Origin of the sequence: Limosilactobacillus oris (genome assembly GCF_025311495.1) — a bacterium.
Classification (GTDB): Bacteria; Bacillota; Bacilli; order Lactobacillales; family Lactobacillaceae; genus Limosilactobacillus; species Limosilactobacillus oris_A.
This window is the reverse complement of sequence record NZ_CP104398.1, coordinates 698,115-718,507: the sequence shown is the minus strand read 5'-3', so window position 1 is coordinate 718,507 and position 20,393 is coordinate 698,115. Positions and strand designations below refer to the sequence as shown.

The following is a 20,393-nucleotide window of genomic DNA, read 5'->3' as shown; positions in this document are numbered from 1 at the left end:
CCTAGTAAAAGCAATTGCGTGGCTTGCTACAGCCTACTGTGTCCTATTAATTATCTTATGGTGCTATTTAGAATTATGGCTGTTGCGTAAGCATGACTAGCAAACGTGTTATAATAAGGGCATTGGATATTAATGGATGAAGTAGGGATAACATGACAATTGACCATCGCAATTTATCGCGAATAAACAATCGAAAATTAGTATTACAACAACTATTTAACAACCAAGAAACTTCGCGGGCGGAAATCGCCCGTCAACTAAAGCTGAACAAGTCGACCGTTTCCTCAATCTATACCGAGTTAGATGATGCTGGCTTGATTCAGGAAGTGCGTCAGGGCGAGTCAACGAGTAGTGGGGGACGGAAGCCTAACCTGGTTCGCTTGAACCCTAACTATGGTTTCGTGGCGAGTTTCAACATCGGGACTGCCTATATGGCCTCGATGTTTAACTACATTAATGGGGAAATTATCCGCTATAATCGACAGCCAATCGAGCGTTTCGATATTCTGACGATTATGCAGATGATTAAAAAAGAAATTCAACAGATGCAGGAGTTTGACCAGACCAACCGCGGCCTGCTAGCAATCGCCTTTTCAATTCATGGGATTGTGTACCATAACAAGGTGCTGGATTCCCCGTTCTTAGACCTCGACGGAATTGACCTGCAGGGGTACTTCGAGAAGGAGTTTGGCGTACCGGTCGTCCTAGAGAACGAGGCGAACCTATCAGCGGTGTTTGAGAATGACTTTTGTGTAGCTGATAATATTCGCGACCTCATTACTATCAGTATTCACCGGGGAATCGGGGTTGGTGTAATTGCCAACGGCCAGCTTTACCGGGGAAATCGCGGGATGGCTGGGGAAATCGGCCGGACCCTGATGATTGACCGTTTTGCTACCGGGAGTAAAAAGCTGGTAAAGATGGAATCACTGTGTTCCGAGGACGCAATTATTGGTCAAGTAAAAGCAGTCAAGGGGATAGACAAGATTAGCAGCGCTGAGCTGGTCCGCCTCTACCACTATGATAGCCAGGTCCTGCAGATCTTTGACCACGCGGCGGAATTAATCGCGGAAGCATCGTATAATGCGATTGTTTCCTTTGGCCCGCAGGAGGTCTACTTTAACTCGACCCTCTTTGAGGATATTCCAGAGCTGTATGAACAGATTCGGACTAAATTAGTGGAGATGGGAGCCTTCTCACCGATTAAAAAGATTGTGGGCTCCCGGATGACTTCGCTGTTGGGAGCCAGCTCACTAGCAATTCATCGGGCACTCCAGCTTGACCATTATCAGCTTCGCCTGCGCTGGCCGAACGAAGTAAAAAATGTAGAGTAACGCAAAACGTCTCGCATTGTGCGGGACGTTTTAATGTATACAAAAGCGTTGGCGAAAGTTATCGTCAACGCTTAATTTAATTATTAATCGTTCTTAGCAGCTTTTTTCTTGGCAGCCTGGTCACGCAGCCATTGTTCGATACTTTCCAGGGACTTGCCTTGGGTTTCGAAGACCTTGGTGTGGACAAACCAGATGGCGAGCAGACAGAAGACACCGTAACCGATGAACAGAGTACCCTTACCAAAGAAGCTCAGAAGAGGTGGGAAGGTCAGGGAAACAATCATGTTCGCAGTCCAGTTGACACCAGCGGAGAAGGAGTTTCCTAAACCACGGATGTTCAGTGGGAACATTTCACCAATCATTGTCCACATGATTGGGCCCCAGGTACCAGAGAACGAAGCGATGTAGATTACCATGGAAATTACGGCAACGTCAGCGGCAAACTTGGAATCGCTGGAGTGCATCAGTCCCCAGCACATGATGAATAGGGTAATAGCCATCAGCCAACCACCGACGATTAACATCTTCCGCCGGCTAACCCGGTTCATCAGCCAGATCCCAATCACAGTAATGATGACGTTGAAAATCCCAATCCAAATGTGGGAGAGCAGTGCGAAGTGCACACCGAAGCCTGCATCAGTAAAGATGGTTGGGGCGTAGTAGAGCACCGTGTTACAACCCATGACCTGTTGGAAAATTGCCAGGCCGACAGCGGCAAGCAGGGCTGGCCGAACCATCAAACCAAACAGTTCGCTCCAACCACCAGACTTAATGGCGGCCTGCTTTTGAATCTTGGCAATATCATCATTAACTACGTTGGCGTCGTTTTGGTTCATTGCCATCAGAACTTCACGGGCAACATTTTCCTTGTCGTTCCGTACCAGGTAACGTGGCGATTCAGGCAGAATAATTGCCCCGACAAAGAGAACGGCAGCTGGTACGGCAGCCACGCCAAGCATCCACCGCCAACCGGTGTAAATGCCTTGCAACCAGTAGTTGAACAGGTAGGCGAACAGTAACCCGGTCATAACCATTAGCTGGAAGAGCCCGGACATCATTCCCCGTTTAGCAACTGGTGCTAATTCGGCCAGGTAGGTCGGAATCAGTGCTGAAGCAGAACCAACACCGAGCCCCAGAATTACCCGGGAAATAATCAGGGTCCAGAATTCAGGAGCAACTCCGGAACCTAAGGCCCCAACGAAGAAGATAATTGAAGTAACCATCAGGAGTTTCCGCCGACCAAAGTGGTCTGAGAAAGGTCCAATGGTAACGGCACCCAGAATGGCACCCAGCAATACAGCGGAAACGACGGAACCTTGTTGCCAAGAATTCAAGGATAATTGCTTTTCAATAAATAGGATGGCACCAGAAATGGATCCCGTATCGTAACCGAAAAGTAAGCCACCCAAAGCGGCAAAGAAATAAATCCACCCTGCAGATAGTTTATGTTTCATGATTTTAACCCCTTATATAAAAACAAGAATAAATGTAAGTTAACAGAGTGAGTTAGTTGTTTATAATTGCGTTGGTTTGATTAACCAACTAACGTCTATTATAATAACATAAAAAGACGAAATTGGAAGCGTTTTTACAAATGTTTTTGTTCAAGAGATAGTTATAAATAGACAAATTTTGGTAATAAAAAGACTAATTAGGATTAGTTGTTAATTGAGGGGTGACAAGGGTGCAACAGTTTATTTCTTTTCCGACAATTGAATCGGGCTTATATATGTTTGGCGGACACCGTCATACGGTTGCTGGGGGCTGGCATTTTTTTGAGCAACGACACCAGGTATTTGAACTGATGACCATTAGCAAGGGGTGTCAATTGACGGAAATTAAAGGTGGCCCCACCATCGAACTAGGTCCGGGTGACGCGATTATTATTGCACCAGAAACCTACCATACAAATAGCAACCAGAGTACTCAAACGCCGATGACGTATAGCTGCCTGCATTTTGACTTTGAGGATATGCTCGTGCGGTCCCGGTTGATTGGGCTGGTTGCCAATCAGCGGATTCCCGCCGGATCAGTACTGGCACGAATCTGTACCGATACTTTGGCAGCAATTGCCCAGCTCAGCAGTAACCGGGAACAGGTTAATAATTTTGCCAACCGGGTTGCAATTGAAATTACACTCCTTAACTTCCTTCGGGACGTTGACCAGGAGATTGACCGGGTTAAGGACCACCACCGGCTGCCATACTCAGACAAAGAAGCCAAAGTGGCCCGGGACCTGGTTGTCAGTATTGAAAACCGGGTCAATAATGACGACGAAAATCCATCATTCAACTTTGAGGAAATTTGTTATCACTTGGGAATTAGCAGCGGCTACGGTCACCGGGTCTTTAAGAAGGTTTATGGGATTACGCCCTTGTATTACATTAATCGGGAGCGTTATCAAAAAGCGCAACGCCTTCTGGAAAACTCCCACAATTCAATCGATGAAATCGCCAGCTTAGTTGGGGCGGGCAATATTTCAATTTTCAGCAAACAGTTTAAGAAGTGGTCGGGCGCTACACCGAGCGAATACCGTAAGCAGACCCGGCGGAAGCGGTCTGTTACTTCTAAAAACCGGACAGGTTATTTCGAATAGTTAATTAATAAAAGGTCATAAATTGACAAATAGCTGTCAGTTTATGACCTATTTTTCATCCTTGAAAGCGAATACAATGATCGTGGATTGAAAATTATCCGCTCTTATTCAGCTAACTTACTTTAATTGCTTTTTTTAGTTTTGATTTGAAAGGACGAATCTTCAATGGACAATACTTCTAAGCAAGCAGTAAATGAGTTTGCTAAACTTTCGTGGCGTGAGCGAATTTGTTATGGTGCCGGTGATTTAGCACAAAACTTAATTTTCGGAACAATTGGTTCCATGCTGCTCTTCTACCTGACGACGGTTTTTGGAATTTCGGCCGCAGCCGGGGCGACAATCTTCTTGATTGTTCGGTGGGTCAACGTTTTTTGGGACCCCTGGGTTGGAACGGTTGTCGATAAGAGCCACTTTAAGCATGGCGGCAAGTACCGTCCGTTCCTAATTTACTTTGGGATCCCGCTGACGATTTGCTGTGCTCTGCTCTTCCTGCCGATTCCTGCGGTACGGGGAAACGTCCTGTATGCTTTCTTCTCCTACCTTGCAACGGCGTTAATCTACTCCTTTGTTAATATCCCATACGGGTCGCTGAATGCTTCGTTGACCCGTGATAATGACGAAGTATCGACCTTAACGACCGTCCGGATGACGGAAGCCAACATCGGGAACCTCTTGGTTTACACCTTCTTGCCGCTGTTTGTGCAGTTGGCATCGCCTGCCAAGCAGCTTAAAGACATTGGCTTTTTTGGCATTAAACTAAATTTGGGTAACTATGCTTCACCGCAGGCAGCTGGAGCTTACTTTAAGGTGATTTCGGTCTACATGATCATCGGGTTCATCATGCTCCTCTGTACCTACTTCGGAATTAAAGAACGGGTCCTGCCGACCCAGGAAGAAACGGCTTCGGTTAAGTTTTCCGACCTGTGGAATGAACTGATTCAAAACAAGCCATTACAGATTCTGGGGTGGTTCTTCCTCATCGGCTTTACTTTCATGTTCTTTGGAAATACCGTTTGGCCATTCTTCGTTCAGTATAATATTGGTCATTCTGAATGGATGGCTTCAATTAACCTGATTGGGTCAATTCCGGGGATTTTCCTCGTCTTTCTCTGGCCGATTGTCCGGCGTAAGATTGGCAAGAAGGGCTTCTTCTACCTCTTCCTGATTCTCTTTATCATTGGTCAATTGATTTTGTGGGTCTGGTCATTCCCAGCCTTCAAGAACAGCATTGCTTTGGGATATATTGGCCGGTTTATCATGCAGTGGGGAATTACGGCGGCAACTGGTTACATGTGGTCACTGGTGCCAGAAGTTATCTCCTATGGTGAATGGCATTCTAAGAAACGGGTCGCCGGAATCATCAACTCCATCATGGGACTATTCTTCAAGATTGGTTTGGCGCTCGGTGGAATCATTCCGGGATACATCAACGCCTTTTGTCACTTTGACGGTAATAAGGCTAGTCAGCCTGCCTCAGCCCTAACAGGAATTTCGATTTCGATGATCTGGGTACCAATCGTTCTCGCCTTGATTGCAATGTGGATCATGAGCAAATACCCACTGTCAGATCCGGAGGTAGATAAGATTAACCACGAAATTGAGGACCAGCGAAATACAGCTGTTAGTAAGTAAATGAAAGAAGGTTATTAGGATGAAAATTTATGTAGATATTAATGCGCCTATCAACGGGGACGGTTCCCAGGAGCGCCCTTTCAAGGCCATCCAGTCAGCAGCCAATCTTGCCATGCCGGGGGATGAGGTCCTAGTTGCGCCAGGAACCTATCGGGAAAACGTTGATCCCAAGCACGCTGGGACCGCGGAACAGCGGATTATTTACCGGTCAACTGAACCACTGGGCGCAGTAATTACCGGTGCCGAACGGGTTGCCACTTGGGAGGCACTGGCTGGCGATGTTTGGCAAGTGCGGATTCCAAATAGCATTTTTGGTAACTATAATCCGTATACTACCCGGGTCCTAGGAGATTGGTTTGATGCCCGGATCGTTGCCCACACGGGGGAAGTGTACCTGAACGATAAGGCCCTTTACGAAGTTAATAGCTTGGACGAGGTTAAGTCACCAGTCAAGAATATGAAGTCCTGGTACCCTGAAGACACGCTGTTGACCTGGTTCACGGAACAGGACGAGGAACAAAATGAAACGGTGATTTACGCCAACTTCCAGGGGGCGGACCCGAATAAAGAGAACGTGGAAATCAATGTTCGTGAGAATTGCTTCTACCCTCAGCAAGAGGGAATTGGCTACATTACGCTGTCTGGCTTCGGCGTTACTAAGGCGGCAACCCAATGGGCACCGCCGACAGCTTACCAGGAGGGGATGATCGGCCCGCACTGGTCTAAGGGTTGGATTGTAGAAGACTGTGATGTTTCGCACTCCAAGTGTTCTGGTATTTCCCTTGGCAAGTACCTCCAACCGAACAATGATAATAAGTGGCTCAAGTGGAAGTACAAGGACGGTACCCAGACTGAGCGGGACGCTATTTGCCAGGCTTCCTACGAGGGCTGGGATAAGGAGCATGTGGGCTCCCATATTATCCGGCATAACCACATTCATGATTGTGGGCAGACTGGAATCGTTGGGCACCTCGGTGGTATCTGCTCCTTGATTGAAGATAACGATATCCACGATATTAATGTCCGCCAAAACCTGGCTGGGGCCGAAATTGGTGGCATCAAGATGCACGCCGCCATCGACGTTACTTACCGGCACAACCACATTCACCACTGTACACGGGGCCTGTGGCTGGACTGGCAGGCGCAGGGAACTCGGGTCACCCAAAACCTTTTTGACCACAACAGCCTGCCAAATGACTTTAAAGTTGACCAGGACAACATCGATGACGTCCTGAGCGGCTTGGGCGAAGACATTTGGATTGAAGTCTCCTTTGGGCCAACCCTGATTGACAACAACCTCTTCCTGTCTGAGCGCTCAATCCGCTTTGCTGCACAAGGGGTTGCCATGGTGCATAACCTGATTGCCGGGAGCTTTACCGCTACTGGTCGGGGGACCGACAATAACTCAGTTAACCTGCCATCGAACCGTTTTACGCCTTACCACGAAATTCATGGTACCAAGGTCATGGGCTTCATGACCATCCAGCATGGTGATAATAAGTTCTACAACAACATCTTCGTTCAACAGCAACTGCGTCCAGAAATGCAGAAGCTGGCGGAGATGAAGAAGGACGAGCCAGATGACTGGGATGACTACAACTTCGAAGTCGGCACCAAACCATTTAGTGACTACCCGACCTTTGCGGAATGGGATAAGCAGTTTGACGGCTACTGTGGGATTTACGCGCCAAACAGCGACCACTATTACAGCCATTTGCCAGTTTGGTCAGCGGGGAATGTCTACTTGAATGGCGCCCAAGCTACGGCGAAGGAGGAGAATCCGTTTGTCGACACCGCTGACCAGGTCAAACTAGCACTTGAGAAGCGGGAGGATGGCCTCTACCTAAAGACCAACCTGTACGATTTTGTTCCTGAAAAGGCTGATGGCGTGATTTCTACAGCGACGATTCCAATGGCCTTTGAACCAGAAGAAAAGTACGAAAATCCTGATGGAACCCCAATCACCTTCGATAGTGACTACTTTGGCAACCACCGTGACGGGGTGAAGGTCACTGCAGGACCATTCAGCAGTGCGGTGGAAACGGAACAAAAACTTTTCTAGTTAATAATATAAGAAAGAGAACATAATGGCCTTCAGAGATTCGGGTTTTACCGATCTTTGAAGGCCATTTTTACGGATTGTGCTATGGAAAATGATGCGTAAACTGCGCTTTTCCTAGCCGATTTTACGGAACCATTGGAACTGGAGGGCAACGTCTTCTAAGCCAAGAACCTGGCGAATTAAGAGGGCACCGGCGCCGAGTAGCGACACATATTGTGCACCCTTGATGATAATTACGGGCACCTGACAGCCACATTGGATAGTCGCCGCCTGAATTAAGGCGCCTAGCTCTGGAATATTTTCAACGAGGGGGGAATTGATTAAGATTTTTTCTGGTCCATACAGCATTTGAAGGTTGAAAATCAACTGGCCAGTAACGGTCGCAAAATCAGTCAGGACCGCTTTAGTAGCGTCACCATGCTGTCGAACTGCCTGCTGAGCAGCGGTGAAATTGTTAATGGTGGTGCCAGTAGCTTGGCCTAGGCGGGCGAGAAAGTGGTCGCTGGAGAAGACGTCACCAAGCTCTGTGACCCGCCCCTGCCGGTTTGGAATCTTAACGCTGCCGAGCTCTCCCACCATGCCCCGGTAGCCAGTGAAGAGTTCACGGTTGGCAATGACGCCGATCCCTGGTCCCCGGTGAATACTGAGGACCAGAAAGTTGTCAGCACTATTCTGCTTCCCGTAGTCCCGTTCGTATATTGCGGCCAGGTTTGCTTCGTTGCCAATTTTAACTGGGACGTGATAACGATCCTGATAATACTTCTGGAGGTTGATTCCGTGGAGGGGGTAGTAAGGAGAATGAACAATTTGATCGTCTTCGACCACGGCATGAATGGAGAAGCTGATGCCTAGCAAACCGTGCTCGGTATCGTTGTGCGCTGCGGTTGTGGCTAACTGCTGATTAATGATTTCCATTACCTGCAAGAGCTCGTGGTTAGTTAAAGCAATCTGCTGAAAACTAATTTCCTGGCCGTCAGCATAGAGAAACATAACGTAAAGACTATCGTAAGTCAGGTTAAAGCAGGCAATGTAGCCGTAATGGGTGTTGATAGTGTAGAGTTCCGGTTTGCGGCCGCCGTTTTCCGTCGCTTGCCCGCGCCCGAGGTGACGAACGAATCCTTGCCGATCGAGTTCGGCGAACAACGAGGAGGTTGTTGACCGAGTTAATCCCGTATTCCGGGCAACGGCCGCCCGGGAAATTGCGGGATGGTTAAAAAGTTGTTGTTTGACGAGCTTCAGGTTGGTGAGCCGGTTGAGGTCACGGTTAGTAGATGACAATGTATGTTCCTCCAGTATCCATCATAGCAACTCGCCAGGACGGCGAAGTGCTGGGTAATAATTTGATTGTACTACAATCAGGCGGGAGAAACCGGACCCTGGTTGTAAATTATTTAAAATAAAGCGTTTACAAACGACGAAAATGGTGGTATTTTTAGTTTGTTGTGAAACAAAACTAACTTACGAAATACTTATATCATTTGAGGATGTGATTATTGTGCAAAACCAAGCACTTAACGCCACGGATATTAAACTGCCCTGGCGGCAAAAATTTGGCTGGGCCACTGGTGATTTCGCCCAAAACCTTATCTACACTACTATTTCAACGTATTTGTTGTTCTTCTATACAAACGTGTATGGTTTGCCGGCAGCTGATGCAGCAACGATGTTCTTAATTGTTCGTTTGATCGATGCAATCAACGATCCAATTGTTGGTACCTTTATCGATAAGCATACGACCCGGTTTGGTAAGTACCGTGGCTACTTGCTCTACATGGGCTTGCCACTCGCGGTGTTGGCAATGCTCTGCTTCTATGTGCCGGACTTTAGCCAAATGGGGAAACTGGTTTATGCTTACGTTACCTACGTCGGCCTTTCGGTGATTTATACCACTGTCAACATTCCGTATGGTTCATTGAACGCGGCGATGACCCGGAACAACAAGGAATTGGTTTCCATGTCATCAATTCGGATGTTCCTTGCCAACATGGGATCGCTGACCGTCAGTTTCGGTGTTCCAGTTTGCGTTAAGCTCTTCTCTGGTGGTTACTACTCCGGTGCAGCATCCAAGATGGGCTGGTTCCTGACGATGGTCGTTTACGGAATTGCCGGGGCATTAGTGCTGGTCTTCTGTTTCAGCCAGTCGACTGAACGGATTCACATGCCAGCCGATACTGAAGCGTCGGTCTCAGTGAAGGACCTTTTCCACCAGCTTAAGATTAACCAGCCACTCCGGGTATTAGCAATCTTCTTCATTATTACATTTGGTCTGATGTCTGTTGTTAACTCTGTCGGGGCTTACTACATGACTTACAATGCCCACAATGCTGGCTTGATGCAGTGGTACAACCTGCTCGGGACACTGCCAGCTTTCTTGACTGTTCCGATTACCCCATGGCTGAACCGGAAGCTGGGGACCCAAGTATTGATGCAGGGGAGCCTCTTAGTAATTGTCATTGGTTTCCTGATTATGTTCATGGTTCCTGCTACTAACATTACCTGGACCTTTATCGGTCGGGCGATTGAAGCTGCTGGTGTAACCTTGTCGACTGGTTTCCAGTGGGCCCTGGTTCCACAAGTTATTACTTACGGTGAATGGAAGACCGGTAAGCGGGAGAACGGGATCGTCAATGCAATCGTTGGTTTCTTCTTCAAGTTTGGGATGGCCCTCGGTGGGGTTATTCCGGGTTATGTATTAGCCGCTTACGGCTTCGTTGCTAACCACCAGCAAACGGCACACAGCTTGTTTGGAATCCGGATGACCACGACAATCATTCCAATTATTGTTACGATTTTGGCCATGATTGTCTTTGCATTCTACCGCTTGACTGATGAAAAGATTGAACAGATGAACAAGGAAATCAGCCAACGCTCAGCAGCCAAAGACTAGGAAAGGAAGTTTACCATGAAGTTTACAAATGGTTATTGGTTAGACAAGAAGGAATATCAAATTAATCATCCCGAAGAAGCCTTTACGGCAGAACAGGAAGACAAGGAACTGAATGTTTTTGCTCCCTACAAGCGGATTAACGGCCGGGGGGATGAATTAAACATCGGGATGACCACGATTAAGCTCAGCTCACCCGCCGAGGATGTAATCGGGGTCAAGCTAACGCACTTTGACCAGAACCAGAAGGAACCATCCTTTGAGCTGACCGACCAGCACCCGGATGTTGATATCCACGTTGACGACCAGGCAGCCTCATTGCAGAGTGGGCGCCTTCAAGTTAACGTGCCACTGCGGCAAGAATTTGCGATGACCTTCAACGCCGATGGGAAGGAAATTACGGCCTCCCGTCACCGCGCCCAGGGTGAAATTACGAACCGGGACAACGGCAAGCACTACATGCGCGAACAATTGTCCCTCGGCGTCGACACCCACGTTTACGGCTTGGGTGAACGCTTCGGCAACTTTGTAAAGAACGGTCAGGAAGTCCGGACGATTAACAAGGATGGGGGAACTGGCTCTGACCAGGCCTACAAGAACGTTCCGTTCTATATCACTGATGATGGCTACGGTGTCTTTGTCAACCAGCCGGAACCGGTGGATTTCGAAATTGCTTCCGAAAATGTTGATCGGGTTCAATTCAGTATTGAAGGCCAATCACTCGAATACTTCGTCATCTACGGGCCAACGCCACAGGAAATTTTACACAAGTACACCGAATTAACTGGTAAAGTTCAACTGCCGCCTTCCTGGTCCTTCGGTTTGTGGCTGACCACTTCCTTTTTGACCGATTACAGTGAACAGACTGTGATGAAGTTTATCAACGGGATGGAAGAACGTCATATTCCGTTGGACGTCTTCCACTTCGACTGCTTCTGGCAACGCGACTTCGAGTGGAGTAACCTGACTTGGAACAATGACGAATTCCCGGACCCTGAAAAGCTGATTAAGGAAATCCACAACAAGGGCATTAAGGTCTGTGTATGGATCAACCCATACATTGCCCAGAAGAGCCAGATGTTCAAGGAAGGTAAGGAACACGGCTACCTGGTTAAGCGGACCGATGGCAATGTTTGGCAGTGGGACCTCTGGCAAGCAGGGAACGGCTTCATTGACTTTACCAACCCGGATGCCGTTAAGTGGTACCAGGGCAAGCTGAAGAAGCTGCTCGACATGGGGGTTGACTGCTTCAAGACCGACTTTGGTGAGCGGATCCCAATGGACGACGCTGTTTACTTCGACGGCTCTGACCCGAAGCGTGAACACAACTACTACACTTACCAGTACAACAAGGCCACGTTTGATGTGATTGCTGAAGTTAAGGGCCGCGACGAAGCGGTTGTCTTTGCCCGGTCCGCAACGGTCGGCTCACAGAAGTTCCCGGTTCACTGGGGCGGTGACTGCCTGTCCACCTTCAAGTCCATGTCTGACACCCTTCACGGTGGGCTGTCATTCCTGAGCTCCGGCTTTGGCTTCTGGAGTCACGACATTGGCGGGTTTGAAGACGGGCCGGACACCCCAACTGCTGATCTTTACAAGCGTTGGACTCAGTTTGGTCTGCTATCCTCGCATAGTCGGTACCACGGTAGTGACGTCTACCGGGTTCCATGGAACTTCGACGACGAAGCGGTTGAAAACAGCCGGAAGTACGTTAATCTGAAGCTTTCACTGATGCCATACCTGTATACCCAGGCGGCCCACAGTGCCCACTACGGGAACCCACTGATGCGGCCAATGTGGTTCGAATTTGGTGATGACTACAATACCCGCACCATTGCCAACCAGTACATGTTTGGTAGCCAGATTCTGGTTGCCCCAGTCTTCAACCCAGAAGGAAACGTGCATTTCTACCTGCCAGCAGGGAAATGGACCAGTATCGTCCAGGACGGCGAACACTATGAAGTGCCTGCGGGCGGCCAGTGGCTGACGAAGCACTATGATGAGCTCCACTTGCCAGTGCTAGTCCGTGACAACACAATTTTGGTTACGCGCGACCACCCTGAGCACGCTGATTATGACTACACCAAGGACGTTAATATCCAGCTCTTTGATATGCACGAGGGGACGACCAAGGTTCAAGTGGTTGATAAGCACGGTGAGGATGCGGCTGAAGTTATCGTTACTCGGCAGGGGAACCAGTTCACGGTTAAGACGACCGGCCTGAGCGGTGACTTGACCGTTACGGTTCACGAAAATGGACGGGCTCAAGACGAACAGCTGACTAACGGTGTAAGTGATTTCACACTCTAAAATTAATATAAACGAAGGCATCTTCCAAATGGGGGATGCCTTTTTTGGCATCAATGACAGATGATAAAACCGCTGGCTTCCCTGTACGGCAAAATTAGCTCGCCAATTTGCCAGTTGTTAATTAATGGCCTGCAAGATTATAATAAATACCGTAGCTAACCGTTTACATACGGAAGAATTATTTAAATTACTTGGGGATTAGACGATATGAAAAGTAACTTCTCATTTTTAATGGATGAACCGTTAACGGCGCAGTACTTTGAAAGTGCAATGCAAGCTGAAGCTATCTACACGCAAGGGTTTTATAATCCGGTATTGACGCTGACGCGGACCGTCGCCGAAAACCTGGCACGCGATATTGCTGACCAGAAGTTTGTAAAGGTTGGGGTGCACAGTACCTTTAGTAATGTTTTGCATGACTTGAAGCAGAAAAATATTATTGATTCCTATGCAATTGACCTCTTTTACGCAATCAAGAAGCCTGGAAACAGAGCTGCTCATGAACTGGCAACTGCAACCCTGATTAGTCAGGAAGAGGCGCTTGACACAATTAAGCATCTTTATATCTTATTGGTCTGGTTCGTCAATACTTTTTATGATGAGAAGGTAGATGTGACGGCTTTTAAGGAGCCAAAACTGGATGACTTCTTGTACTCAACGACGGTGCGTCCGCCGGCATCAGACCGTAATATCATCTACGTTCAAAGTGCTGATACCTCGAATGGGCACTTTGCAGAATACGTGGGCAACCTCAAGATTGGGAAAGCTCAGGCTGGTGACTTGGCCCGTGATAATAGTGATAACAGCCCTGAGATGCGTGAGGACGCCGAAAAACGGATTAAGCAGTATATGACCACATCCGGGCTTCCGCTAAATCTTGAGTGGGTCGAGCTGGCATACCGGAAATCAGACGACATGTGGTTCACGGATACTGACGTTCACCGGGTTCTTGAACGTTCTGGTGTTAAGCACAGTGATATTTTACAGGGACAGGAGTGGTTCCACACCGACCTTCCGACAGCAAAAGCAGCCATCAAGGCCGTTAAAAACCAACAGTCGACCATTGATTTGAAACGGCAGGGTCAGCCGAAAGTCAAAATTGTTCTCCGGCCGGAGCAAAAAGAGGCTGTCGAAAAAGCAAAGAAGGCATTTAAGAAGCATAACAAGATGTTGTGGAATGCCAAAATGCGCTTTGGTAAAACGCTCTCAGCCTTGCAACTGGTCAAGGATGAAAAATTTGAACATGTGCTAATCATGACTCACCGGCCGGTCGTAGATGAAGGTTGGTTTGAAGATTTTAAGAAGATTGGGATGCCTGAAGTTGGTTACCTGTACGGTTCTAAAAAACAGGGTGCCACCTTCAATGAACTTGAAGACTCTGACCAGCCATTCGTTTACTTTGCTTCTCTTCAGGACTTACGTGGCTCTGAAGAGGCCGGTGGGAAGGCTGGCGACAAGAACCGGGAACTATTTGATACTCACTGGGACCTGGTAATTATTGATGAGGCTCATGAAGGGACCCAGACGGAGTTAGCCCAGAACGTTACGCAGCTTGTCTCTAGTGATGATACGAAAGTACTCGAACTCTCAGGAACGCCATTTAATATTCTTGACCAGTACGATGAAGACCAAGTTTACACCTGGGATTACACTCAGGAGCAACAGGCAAAACTTCAATGGGGAATTGACCATCCGAGTGAACCAAACCCGTATGCAAGCCTGCCTAAGGTTAATATGTTCACCTTTGAAATGAACAAGAACTTTGATGAGCCACAGTTTATAGGGGATGGTACGCACTCCTTTAACTTCAAGGAATTCTTCCGTGTCAATAGCCAGGGGAAATTTGTGTATGAGGATAAGGTAAAACAATTCCTCGCAAACATTACTTCGCCGGATAGCCGGACCAATTACCCATTCTCAAAGAAAGAGTTCCGGGATAATCTCCGCCACACACTCTGGATTATGCCCGGTGTAAAGGAAGCTGGCGCGATGGAGGCGCTCCTTAAGAAGGATCCGGTTCTGGGCGAGGCAAGTGGCTACCAGATTGTCAACGTGGTGAAGAATGTTGCCGGGGACGATACCGGGATAACTTCAGAAAGTGATGTGGACCGGGTTAATGAGGCAATCGGGGATGACCCGGCTGCTACCAAGACGATTACTTTGACGGTTCGTAAGCTCACAACCGGTGTAACGGTCAAGCCGTGGACGGGTGTTGTATTCCTGTCTAACACCAACAGTGCCATGCAATACCTGCAAGCGGCTTTCCGTGCGCAGACGCCGTACTCGTCGCCAACTTTCGGGAAGAAGACCAATTGCTATATCTTCGACTTTGCTCCTGACCGGGCTTTGACGGTTATGGCCGAATCAACCCAACTGCGAACTGGGGTTGGTAAGCGAACCAGTAGTGCTCAGAAGGACCAGATGAAAGAGCTGATGAACTTCCTCCCAATCATTGGAATGAACGGGAACGGAATGAAACGTTACAGTGTTGACACTATGCTGGCACAAATTAAGCGAGTTTACGCCGAAAAAGCAGTCCGGACTGGTTTTGATGATGACTCCCTGTACAGTGATGAGTTGCTGATGCTGAAAGATGTTGATCTGAAAGAATTTAATGATCTTAAGGCAATTGTCGGGACAACTCCATCTGAGAAGAAGCCAGTGAAAGTCGATATTAACCACCAGGGGCTCACTGATGAAGAATACAATGATGCACTGAACGGTAAGAAAAAGAAGCGGAAGAAAGACCGGACGCCAGAGGAAGAAGCCGCCATCGAGAAGATGAAGGAACTGAAGAAGCAACGGAAGACGATGATTTCAATTCTGCGGTCCATTTCGATCCGGATTCCAATGATGATTTATGGGATGGATATCGAGCTGTCCGATGACGTGAACATTAATAAGTTCATTGAAAACGTCGATGATGAGTCTTGGAAAGAATTCATGCCGAAGGGCGTCACTAAGGACCTCTTCCGTAAATTTAGCAAGTACTATGACCAGGATGTCTTCATTGAGGCGGGGCGCATTATTCGTCGGAAGGTCAAAGCATTGGATAAACTAGACCCGATTGAACGGGCTGAAGAACTTGCTGGGATTTTTGGCACGTTTAGGAACCCAGACAAGGAAACGGTTCTGACACCGTGGCGGGTTGTCAATATGCACCTCGGGAAAACTATTGGTGGCCTGTCCTTCTTTGATGATTCCTACCAATATTCGACTAAAGATGGCGTCAGTGCTAACCACTGGGTTCAGACCGAATATACGGACCAAGTCTTTAAGGACGACACGCACATCTTAGAAATTAACTCCAAGACGGGGTTATACCCACTTTATGCGGGGATGTCCTTGTACTGGCAAGCATTCCAGAAGCTAAATGAAAAGACCGCTGGAAAATTTGGCTTGGACGACCAGTTATTTATTTGGCAGCGGATTTTGCGTGAAAACTTATTTTTAATTGCTAAGACACCGATGGCCAAGACAATTGCGCAACGGACCCTTGCTGGCTACCAGGACTTTGATATGAACGTTGAGTATGTGCCAAACATCGTTAAAGATGCTAAAGAAGATGTAAGCGCAGAAGCAAAGAAAATTAAAGGGGTATTTGGTGGTATGAAGTTTGATGTTGTAATTGGGAACCCACCGTATCAAGACGAATCGCATGGAGATAATGACAACTATAGAGCACCTATCTATAATGAATTCTATGATTTGTCTGAGAAGCTCAGTAGTCTAGTAACATTGATTACACCCGCTAGATTTTTATTTAATGCGGGGAGTACACCAAAAGATTGGAATAGAAAAATGCTAAATAATTCGCATTTAAAAGTAATCCAATACAATGCGAATAGTAGTGACGTGTTCCCTCGTACAGATATTAAGGGGGGGGTAGTGATCACCCTTCTAGACGAGAATCAACAATTTGGATCAATTAAAGAATTGTACGCGCCAGCCGGGATTTATATTCCGTTTAAAGTTTTAGTAGGTATCTTAGGTCATGTTACTAACAAAGAGAAAATAAACGGATTAAGTAAGATAGTTTTTGCACCCGAGACTTATAAGTTCACTAATAAGATGCATATCGATAATCCTTCCGCAGCTTCTCGTTTAAGTAAAGGACATAAATTTGATTTGAAATCAAATGTTTTTGATAAACTTCCAGATATATTCCATAAAGAGGTCCCTAAAGATAATCATAAATATATCAAAATTCTAGGACTATCAAAGAAAAAGAGAGTTTTCAGATATATAAGACAGGAATATATTTCTAACAATACGAATTTGGAGACCTGGAAAGTATTTGTGCCCAAGGCCAATGGTAGTGGCTCTTTAGGTGAAACTTTAAGTACTCCTCTGGTTGGGAAACCTCTGGTTGGGAAACCTCTGGTTGGGAACACGCAAACGTTTATCAGTATTGGACAATTTAACACGGAATTTGAAGCAACTTCTGCAATGAAGTACGTCAAAACAAAATTTGCCCGTGTAATGTTAGGAATTCTTAAAATTACACAGGACAATACCTCAAAGACTTGGAAACTTGTTCCTATGCAAGACTTTACTCAAAACTCCGATATTGACTGGTCAAAACCAATCCCAGAGATTGACCAGCAGCTCTACAAGAAGTATGGCTTGACGGATGATGAAATCAACTTCATTGAAACCAAAGTTCAGGCGATGGATTAAGTGGTTGACGGTGAACTATGACTGAAAAAATAATCAAATCTGCCGATCGGGTCAAGAACCATGGTGAGGTCTTTACGCCTAAACGAGTGGTAGACTTCATGCTCGACCAACCAGAAATAACGGCCAAGATTAATAACCTGCACGCTACCTTTTTGGAACCGTCTGCTGGTGAAGGTGCCTTCTTAACCGAACTTTTGAAGCGGAAACTCAAGATTGCCGCCAAGCAAAGCAATACTGCTAGTGCCTTTAATACCAATGTATTGGTTGCATTATCAACGTTATACGGAATTGAATATCTTGAGGATAACGTTGAAATGCTTGTGATGAATATGATGATGACGTTTAGTCAGACCTATTCACGAATCATTGTCGATGACTTTAAGGGACGGGTTAACGACCATGTCCTGAAGAGTGCGCAAGTGATTATTCGGGCGAACATGGCCCAGGGTGACACCCTCGAGGGAATTACTGACACGGGAGCGCCAATTGTGTTTAGTGAATGGCAGACAGTGGCTGGTCAGCCCAGCAAGGTACGGCGGACGGAATATACCTTTGAGTCAATTCTTAACCAGAGTGGTCCCACGGGAACAGTCCAACATTCTAGTCAGCAGTTAGATCTGTTTGATAGCACAGAAGACTTTGACGATGCAAAGCAAGAAGATGATCTTCCGTCGGCACGGTACGCAATTTGTAAGTGGACAGATATTTATAAGCAGGAACTTGAATAGGACGAAAGCAGTGTTTGGCAAGATGCCAGGCACTGCTTTTTGCTTTGCTCCATTTCGGCAAATGACACACGACAAATCTGCAAATTCACGCAAGCTTGCAGAAATTTATAGTTTTATCGTGTGTGGAATGCCGGAATCGTGAGAAATATCTTGCCAGTGTAGTGATAGAAACCATATAATTGTGAAAGGGATTTCAAAAAACGAGATAGGGGTTTATGTAATGACAGGGATTAATTTCTATACGGACGAAGAGCGGAGCAGAATTGTGCAAACGATGAGTCCGGAGCAAGTAAAGGTTTTGCGTCAATTTGGTCGGCTATTATGGGTTTCATTTAATATCACTTTACAGTTTATGCAGGCTGATGATTGGATTTTTGAGGGAATTGAAACGGACCCACATTACCAACGAGGACGGATACATGAAGGCTACTCGCTGAAGTGTGATATTTGTGGCTACCACCCGATTAAGGATAGCTATGTGCTGTCTTCACTGAGTAAGAATAAGTCCATCAGCTTAGGCAAAAAGTGCTTTGAAGATGAGATTAGGCTTTCCGGTAAGGTCAAAAAAGAAATTATGGACCGGAAAAATGAAGTTGATATCTATCGAGATTCAATTATTCGGCTATATGCTGTGGGGCAGCGTTTTCCTGAGGAACGATACCAGCAAGCCAGAAAATCGCCGGATTATCCTCAGATTGCAAGCAGCAACTTTGCACGACGGATTGAAGAATTTCGTCGGGTAGATTTGCCCTTATATTCAAGGGATGAAGCGCAGCTACGTAGATATGCACTCAGTGTGGAAAAGAAAGGTGTTAAGAAAACAGTGAATATTGAACGGAAGCAATCCATATCTTCAGCTAAGTTAAATGCATTAAATTCTTTTATCGTTTACCGCTTTCAATACTTGCAAAATGATATGGAACGACTTTTTAGTAGTAGTGGCTGGGAATTTATCGAAGATCTCCATGGTACTTTTAATGGTTCTGTACCAGTGGCTGGAAAGTGTGTTTGTGGTCAGGACGCTCAGCACTTGTTGGAGTTGAAGAATAAGTATAATGAAAGTGTACTTTTCTTGAATCCTTACCACGTGCTCCGTCATTCTGTACTCGATCAGAAATCTGGGGAGGAGCTAATTAAGTTGATGGTCCAGGTTGATGATGACTGGACGGCGGTTGTTAAGGGTGCCGAAAAGAACCTGGATTTCCCAGAAAAGGAATTTCAAATTGCGCTAAGCCATGGCTTTTTCAATGCAGACAAGCGGGCCGAGTTTCTTGACTACTGCGAGCTTCTAGAAGATGTCAACCTACCACTCCCACCGAGGTACTATGAACCGCTCAGGGAGTTTTCTGAGAAGTACAATGACTCACTGAATGCCCCAATTAAGGCGGTGATTAATTGCTATCAAATGCTGGAAGGTACTGTTGAAAGCTTCATGCCAGACCGGAAAAAAGTGATTGATGTTGCCAAGGCGATTTCAGAATATGCGTCATATAAGGCAAAAATTTCTTTACCAGCGGCAGATGAAAACAGGGTGTTGGATTTACCTTACGAGGAAAAGCAAAGTCAACTGCTTTACTACAAGATTCTTCTTTACACCTTTTACCGTGCTGTTGAGGATTATCTCAGCGATAAAATTGACCAGGGTGTTAAGGGGGTAATTGACCTATTTATTGAGGACGATTTGCAACGGGTGTCAGAGAAAGACCTACAACAATTAAAAGATTACCTGAAGTGATTTGAGGAGGTAGCCCCTATGCAAGACATCACCAAAATCCAACTCGATTCAGAAAATTTTTCTTTCTTTTCGCCACCAAAGCGGGGCGAGGAGGTTGGCCAAGTACTGACGATTTTTGCTGATGGTCGGGTTGATTTTTCAGCAGGAACGAGCACCGAAGAGGTTCGTCATATTGAAAAGCAGGTTGATGCTAGCACGGCGGAAACTGTGTTGGGGATGGTCGCCGAAAAATTTCAACAGCCAGATGACCAGATGGACTTTGCTACTGACGTCGGAACTTGGCAATTAACAATTTCCTATCCAGATAGGAATGCCAAATTTACCGGTTCCGTATTTCCAAACCCACGATTGAGCGATGTTTCTGACACTATCCGCAAGGTTACAGCAATCCCTGACCTCTGGGTATTCGATGGGATTCAGCTTTACTAGCAC

At 46.6% G+C, this 20,393-nt stretch carries 12 protein-coding genes; 10 read left to right on the top strand and 2 right to left on the bottom strand.

Features of this window, described 5'->3' with window-relative positions; translation table 11 throughout:
- Window positions 1-152 precede the first annotated feature (152 nt).
- Complete coding sequence (locus N4599_RS03775) at window positions 153-1,334, top strand: ROK family transcriptional regulator (RefSeq protein ID WP_260902094.1); 1,182 nt, start codon at window positions 153-155, stop codon at window positions 1,332-1,334.
- Window positions 1,335-1,417: 83 nt separating this feature from the next.
- Here N4599_RS03775 and N4599_RS03770 read toward each other — a convergent pair whose 3' ends face one another.
- A complete protein-coding gene (locus tag N4599_RS03770; protein ID WP_191363945.1) occupies window positions 1,418-2,788 on the bottom strand; it encodes a sugar porter family MFS transporter in 1,371 nt (456 codons plus the stop codon).
- A 230-nt stretch (window positions 2,789-3,018) separates the two neighbouring features.
- Between N4599_RS03770 and N4599_RS03765 the strand changes: the two genes are divergently transcribed.
- The 3 genes from N4599_RS03765 to N4599_RS03755 all read left to right on the top strand — a co-directional run bounded on the left by N4599_RS03765 (window position 3,019) and on the right by N4599_RS03755 (window position 7,624).
- Window positions 3,019-3,930, top strand: coding sequence for an AraC family transcriptional regulator (locus tag N4599_RS03765; protein WP_260902092.1), 912 nt, complete (start codon window positions 3,019-3,021; stop codon window positions 3,928-3,930).
- A gap of 165 nt (window positions 3,931-4,095) precedes the next feature.
- Window positions 4,096-5,562: an MFS transporter gene (locus N4599_RS03760; protein WP_003712749.1), complete on the top strand. Its 1,467-nt coding sequence runs from the start codon at window positions 4,096-4,098 to the stop codon at window positions 5,560-5,562.
- 19 nt (window positions 5,563-5,581) lie between these two features.
- The gene (locus tag N4599_RS03755; RefSeq protein WP_260902090.1) at window positions 5,582-7,624 is read left to right on the top strand and encodes a right-handed parallel beta-helix repeat-containing protein; all 2,043 of its coding nucleotides are present in this window, start codon (window positions 5,582-5,584) and stop codon (window positions 7,622-7,624) included.
- 114 nt (window positions 7,625-7,738) lie between these two features.
- Here the strand turns inward: N4599_RS03755 and N4599_RS03750 are convergent, their stop codons facing one another.
- Window positions 7,739-8,902 carry an ROK family transcriptional regulator gene (locus N4599_RS03750; protein ID WP_260902088.1) on the bottom strand — a complete coding sequence of 388 codons (1,164 nt, stop codon included), beginning with the start codon at window positions 8,900-8,902 and terminating at the stop codon, window positions 7,739-7,741.
- Window positions 8,903-9,119: 217 nt separating this feature from the next.
- On the opposite strand from N4599_RS03750, the gene N4599_RS03745 reads away from it, so the two are divergent.
- The 6 genes from N4599_RS03745 (at window position 9,120) to N4599_RS03720 (ending at window position 20,390) form a co-directional block, all read left to right on the top strand.
- Window positions 9,120-10,511 carry a glycoside-pentoside-hexuronide (GPH):cation symporter gene (locus N4599_RS03745; RefSeq protein WP_260902086.1) on the top strand — a complete coding sequence of 464 codons (1,392 nt, stop codon included), beginning with the start codon at window positions 9,120-9,122 and terminating at the stop codon, window positions 10,509-10,511.
- 15 nt (window positions 10,512-10,526) lie between these two features.
- Complete coding sequence (gene yicI, locus N4599_RS03740; protein ID WP_260902083.1) at window positions 10,527-12,818, top strand: alpha-xylosidase; 2,292 nt, start codon at window positions 10,527-10,529, stop codon at window positions 12,816-12,818.
- 207 nt (window positions 12,819-13,025) lie between these two features.
- Window positions 13,026-17,498, top strand: coding sequence for an Eco57I restriction-modification methylase domain-containing protein (locus N4599_RS03735; RefSeq protein WP_260902080.1), 4,473 nt, complete (start codon window positions 13,026-13,028; stop codon window positions 17,496-17,498).
- Window positions 17,499-17,515: 17 nt separating this feature from the next.
- Window positions 17,516-18,226, top strand: coding sequence for a DNA methyltransferase family protein (locus tag N4599_RS03730; protein ID WP_260902078.1), 711 nt, complete (start codon window positions 17,516-17,518; stop codon window positions 18,224-18,226).
- Window positions 18,227-18,446: 220 nt separating this feature from the next.
- Window positions 18,447-19,961 (top strand): hypothetical protein, encoded by a 1,515-nt coding sequence (locus N4599_RS03725; protein WP_260902075.1) that lies wholly within the window; start codon window positions 18,447-18,449, stop codon window positions 19,959-19,961.
- Between the two features lie 18 nt (window positions 19,962-19,979).
- The gene (locus tag N4599_RS03720; protein WP_194176936.1) at window positions 19,980-20,390 is read left to right on the top strand and encodes a hypothetical protein; all 411 of its coding nucleotides are present in this window, start codon (window positions 19,980-19,982) and stop codon (window positions 20,388-20,390) included.
- The last annotated feature ends 3 nt before the right edge of the window (window positions 20,391-20,393 follow it).

Excerpts from the sequence above, each read along its gene's own strand:
- N4599_RS03775 (WP_260902094.1), top strand. The coding sequence starts at position 153 with ATGACAATTGACCATCGCAATTTATCGCGAATAAACAATCGAAAATTA.
- N4599_RS03770 (WP_191363945.1), bottom strand. The coding sequence starts at position 2,788 with ATGAAACATAAACTATCTGCAGGGTGGATTTATTTCTTTGCCGCTTTG.
- N4599_RS03760 (WP_003712749.1), top strand. The coding sequence starts at position 4,096 with ATGGACAATACTTCTAAGCAAGCAGTAAATGAGTTTGCTAAACTTTCG.
- N4599_RS03755 (WP_260902090.1), top strand. The coding sequence starts at position 5,582 with ATGAAAATTTATGTAGATATTAATGCGCCTATCAACGGGGACGGTTCC.
- yicI (WP_260902083.1), top strand. The coding sequence starts at position 10,527 with ATGAAGTTTACAAATGGTTATTGGTTAGACAAGAAGGAATATCAAATT.
- N4599_RS03735 (WP_260902080.1), top strand. The coding sequence starts at position 13,026 with ATGAAAAGTAACTTCTCATTTTTAATGGATGAACCGTTAACGGCGCAG.
- N4599_RS03730 (WP_260902078.1), top strand. The coding sequence starts at position 17,516 with ATGACTGAAAAAATAATCAAATCTGCCGATCGGGTCAAGAACCATGGT.
- N4599_RS03725 (WP_260902075.1), top strand. The coding sequence starts at position 18,447 with ATGACAGGGATTAATTTCTATACGGACGAAGAGCGGAGCAGAATTGTG.
- N4599_RS03720 (WP_194176936.1), top strand. The coding sequence starts at position 19,980 with ATGCAAGACATCACCAAAATCCAACTCGATTCAGAAAATTTTTCTTTC.